The sequence below is a fragment of the Companilactobacillus zhongbaensis genome (assembly GCF_003946515.1).
Classification (GTDB): Bacteria; Bacillota; Bacilli; order Lactobacillales; family Lactobacillaceae; genus Companilactobacillus; species Companilactobacillus zhongbaensis.
Genome location: NZ_RHOM01000062.1, coordinates 1 through 4,098 on the forward strand (window position 1 = coordinate 1; position 4,098 = coordinate 4,098).

The window sequence follows — 4,098 nt, forward strand, 5'->3', positions numbered from 1 at the left end:
GATATTTTTGACGAATTTATAAAAGCATTACCCAATCGCCTGATCAGGCTCTTGGATAATGCTTCATGATGTTAAAAAACTATTTGATTGTACCCAACCTCAACATACGAATGAGTTGAGGGCTATTTTCGTGCTTTCAACCTTTAGATAAATATTTTAATTAACGAAACCTATTATAGTTTTTATCCACGTATTATACAACACTTTTTCCCTAATTTTCGATTATAAAAACATTTGTATTAATTTATATTTTCTAAGAAATAAACGTGAAATAATTAACTATGTTATATATAAATTTTATTATATTTATCAGTTAACTCCTTCAATAATCAGCATTTAACAGCAGCAAAAGAAAATAGCAATCGCTCACAATCTACCAATATTCCCCACAACAAAATCACCATAACGTTATAAAAAATCCAACCAAAAAAGCGAAATCCCATTTCACTTCCTTTTCCATTATTAAAAATCACCAAATATTTTTATTATAAAATGACATTATTCTTCAACAGGATCAACAATACTATCAACCACTCGTTCAATCGAAGCAACCAGCGGACTATCCTCAGTCAATCCCGTATCAGCAAATCGCTTCTCCCACCATTTTTTTCGAATGTCTTGGATCTGATCTACGACTTGTGCCCCATTTTCAGTGAGTTCGAGGATCTTGCTTTTTCCTGACCCGTCATGTTTGCTCAAGTAACCTAGTGTTTCCATCTTCTTGATTTCGCGGGTAGCCAGTCCTTTATCTACTACTAATAATCGCGCAACGTGGTTTTGCGTGATCTCTGGGTAGTCTCCGACCGATAACAAAATGCAGGCGGCCGTTGGATTCAATTTTAGGGCATCGAATTGTTCGCGCGTATCTTTATAGTATTGACGGTGCAAAATCGAAATATCTTGAGCTAAGTATCCAATATTTTTCATAATTTTCTCCCGAGTTACGTGTTGACAAATCAACACCAACGTTTTATCTTTAAACAATAACATCTTAACAACGTGGAAACAAGGAGACAAATATGGCAGTTAAAAAAACCGGTGCAGAGGCACTATTCCAATCTATGATCAACCAAGACATCAAATATGTCTTTGGACTTCCTGGAGCAAAAGTCGATAAGCTTTTTGACTTGATGGAATACAGCAATAATCCGAAAGCACCAAAATTAATCATCACTCGACACGAGCAAAATGCTTCATTCATGGCATCTGGTATCGGTCGTTTAACCGGTAAACCTGGAGTGGTAGCTACTACTTCAGGACCTGGTGTATCAAACCTTGCAACTGGACTGATCACTGCAACTTCAGAAGGTGACCCCGTAGTCGCTTTAGGTGGACAAGTTCCGAGAAATGACGTCGCTAGATTGACTCACCAAAGTATCCCTAGTAAGGAATTAATGAGCACAGCAACAAAAGATAGCGTTGAAGTTCAAGACTCAAATAACATCTCAGAAACTTTCGCCAATGCATATCAAACTGCCATGGCTCCTAAATCCGGAGCAACTTTCATCTCACTACCAAAAGACGTCTTAGATGACGAAGTATCAACTGAAACAATTGCTCCACTAACACCGATTGAACAAGGTGGTGCCGACAGCAAGACTATCGAAGACATCATCAACAAACTTGAAAAAGCCGAAATGCCAGTAATTTTAGCCGGAATGCGTTCATCCGACTCTAAAGTAACTGCAGCGATTCAAAACTTTTTGAAAAAATTCTCGATCCCAGTCGTAGAAACTTTCCAAGGTGCCGGAGTCATTAGTCGCGACCTCGAAAAAAATTATTTCGGACGTGTCGGACTATTTAGAAACCAAATCGGTGACGCCATGCTCAAAGAAAGTGACCTAGTCATCGCCATCGGCTATGATCCAGTCGAGTACGAAGCTAGACTTTGGAACGTCGATCGAAACGGCGAGATCATCAACCTAGACAGCATCGCCCCAGAAATTTCTAACGAATACCAACCCGACTTAGTAGTTCAAGCAGACATCGCCAAGACTTTAAACGAGTTAAGCGAAAAACTGCCAGAACTATCATTGAGCCAAGATAAAAAAGATCACTTGCACCAAAGACAAGCTAAGTTCTTATCTAAAGATGCCGTTCCTGAAAGAAAAGATGCTAATGGTGTTCACCCACTAGAAATCATTCACGCACTTCAAGAACAAGTAAACGACAACACGACCGTAGCCGTTGATGTGGGAAGCCACTACATCTGGATGGCACGCCACTTCAGAAGCTACAAACCAAGACACTTACTATTCAGTAACGGAATGCAAACCCTAGGAGTAGCACTACCTTGGGCCATCGCAGCAGCCCTAGAGCGTCCTGGTCAACCAGTAGTATCAATTGCCGGAGACGGAGGCTTCCTCTTCTCAGGTCAAGAACTAGAAACAGCCGTAAGATTAAACTTAAACATCGTCCAACTAGTTTGGAACGACGGATACTACGACATGGTAAAATTCCAAGAAGAAGCCAAATACGGCAGAAACTCCGGTGTAAACATCGGATCCGTAGACTTCGCCAAATACGCTGAAAGCTTCGGAGCCAAAGGCATCCACGTCGACAAAGCTGAAGAACTAGAGGAAGCTCTAAAAACAGCTTTTTCAACAGAAGGTCCAACAGTCATCGACATACCAGTTGATTACAGTGATAATATTAAACTATTGTCAACACTATTAGACGACTACGTAAACTAGACGAAAGGATCAACCATGCCAAACACAAAAGCACTATACCAACACGGAACCCTAGCCCTACTAGTACCAGGACTACTAGACGGAACCTTGACCATGAAAGAACTACTAGCTCACGGTGACACAGGAATAGGAACCGGAGAAGGACTAGACGGCGAACTAATCATCTTAGACGGCACACCGTACCAAGTAGACGGAGAAGGCAAAGTAAACATAGTAAAAGAAAACTTCACCATGCCCTTCTCTAACAGCCACTTCGCCAGCTACAAAGAATTAACGACAGTAAAAGACATCACTAGAAACGAACTAAAAAAATTGATCGAAGAAAAAGTAGGCAGCAACAACACCTTCTACTCAATAAAAATAGAAGGAACCTTCGAAAAAATGAAAACCAGAGCCGTAAGAAAATCAACAGCACCATACGACACCCTGGCAAAAACAGCAGCCAAACAAAACATCTTCGACCAAGAAAAAGTAAACGGAACCTTACTAAGCTACTACTCCCCAGAAATCTTCGACGGAGCAGCAGTAGCAGGCTTCCACAGCCACTTCCTATCAGAAGAAAAAACCTTCGGTGGCCACATCCTAGACTTCAGCAAAGTAACCGGAACAATCGAATATCAACAATTCGACACCCTAGAACAACACCTACCAGTCAACAACAAAGCATACATGCAACATGACTTTGAAGACGAGGACATCCTAGGAACCATCCACAGCGCTGAAAGTTAGAAAACAAAATCAAATGTATGATCTAAAAAAAGACAGTATTCAAAGGCAAAAGCCGAGAATACTGTCTTTTTTGAAAATAAGGGCAAAAAAATAAACCCATCTCTCACTGAGATAGGTTATAAAACGCGCAATGGCGTTACGGACTCGAGGTCCAAATAGATGATAAACATCTATTAACGTTAGTATAACATAAGAATCAGAAAAGAAAAAAGGAACTCAAATGACTGCGAAAATGCGAGGAACCGAGCAGATGAGCAAGCCCAAAATAAAAACGAAAAGAACAAGGCGAGATTGCGAGAGAATCGAGCAAGCAAGCCATAAAGCGAAAGCAAGAGAAGAAAAAAACTATCAACTCTTATCCAACAAATAAGGAAAGAAAAGATTGCAAAACAAAGGTACGCCAGGAAACAAAATAAGCGGAGCTTTAGTCCCGCGAACCGAGAAGCAGCAAGGAGCAGAAACCAAACAAAATCTTGCGCATAAAACTAGGAAGCACCTACTTCCCCACTAAACAAGGGGGGGATTGCACTACCCTAGGCGGAGGGGCCCGGGGATACAGCCCTCAGCCGATCGAGTAGGAGGTAGCTAGGCTACCGACCTCTCACACCACCGTACGTACGGGTCCGTATACGGCGGTTCATTAATTTAAGCATTCTGAATAAGCCAGAGCTTTCTG

The 4,098-nt window shown here is 41.2% G+C and carries 4 protein-coding genes; 3 read left to right on the forward strand and 1 reads right to left on the reverse strand.

Annotation, left to right across the window (positions count from 1 at the left end; translation table 11 throughout):
* Nucleotides 1-498: 498 nt before the first annotated feature.
* Nucleotides 499-927, reverse strand: coding sequence for a MarR family winged helix-turn-helix transcriptional regulator (locus EKM69_RS12085; protein ID WP_125711347.1), 429 nt, complete (start codon nt 925-927; stop codon nt 499-501).
* Between the two features lie 92 nt (nt 928-1,019).
* Between EKM69_RS12085 and alsS the strand changes: the two genes are divergently transcribed.
* The 3 genes from alsS (at nt 1,020) to EKM69_RS12415 (ending at nt 3,792) form a co-directional block, all read left to right on the forward strand.
* Entirely contained in the window at nt 1,020-2,693 is a 1,674-nt protein-coding gene (gene alsS, locus EKM69_RS12090; protein WP_125711349.1) for an acetolactate synthase AlsS, read from the forward strand.
* A gap of 15 nt (nt 2,694-2,708) precedes the next feature.
* Entirely contained in the window at nt 2,709-3,422 is a 714-nt protein-coding gene (budA, locus tag EKM69_RS12095) for an acetolactate decarboxylase (RefSeq protein ID WP_125711351.1), read from the forward strand.
* A 220-nt stretch (nt 3,423-3,642) separates the two neighbouring features.
* Nucleotides 3,643-3,792 carry a hypothetical protein gene (locus EKM69_RS12415; RefSeq protein ID WP_164505951.1) on the forward strand — a complete coding sequence of 50 codons (150 nt, stop codon included), beginning with the start codon at nt 3,643-3,645 and terminating at the stop codon, nt 3,790-3,792.
* The last annotated feature ends 306 nt before the right edge of the window (nt 3,793-4,098 follow it).

Excerpts from the sequence above, each read along its gene's own strand:
- budA (WP_125711351.1), top strand. The coding sequence starts at position 2,709 with ATGCCAAACACAAAAGCACTATACCAACACGGAACCCTAGCCCTACTA.
- EKM69_RS12085 (WP_125711347.1), bottom strand. The coding sequence starts at position 927 with ATGAAAAATATTGGATACTTAGCTCAAGATATTTCGATTTTGCACCGT.
- EKM69_RS12415 (WP_164505951.1), top strand. The coding sequence starts at position 3,643 with ATGACTGCGAAAATGCGAGGAACCGAGCAGATGAGCAAGCCCAAAATA.
- alsS (WP_125711349.1), top strand. The coding sequence starts at position 1,020 with ATGGCAGTTAAAAAAACCGGTGCAGAGGCACTATTCCAATCTATGATC.